This window comes from Microvirga pakistanensis (assembly GCF_004458765.1).
Lineage (GTDB): Bacteria > Pseudomonadota > Alphaproteobacteria > Rhizobiales > Beijerinckiaceae > Microvirga > Microvirga pakistanensis.
In genome coordinates, this window is record NZ_SPJX01000311.1 from 1 (window position 1) to 223 (window position 223).

The 223-nt window shown below is 57.8% G+C and carries 1 rRNA gene; it reads left to right on the forward strand.

The features are described 5' to 3' along the window. Nucleotides 1-223, forward strand: a 16S ribosomal RNA gene (locus tag E4K09_RS16800); the annotation flags it as partial.

The following is a 223-nucleotide window of genomic DNA, read 5'->3' on the forward strand; positions in this document are numbered from 1 at the left end:
GCCCTTACGGGCTGGGCTACACACGTGCTACAATGGCGGTGACAATGGGCAGCGAACCCGCGAGGGGGAGCTAATCCCAAAAAGCCGTCTCAGTTCAGATTGCACTCTGCACCTCGAGTGCATGAAGGCGGAATCGCTAGTAATCGTGGATCAGAACGCCACGGTGAATACGTTCCCGGGCCTTGTACACACCGCCCGTCACACCATGGGAGTTGGTCTTACC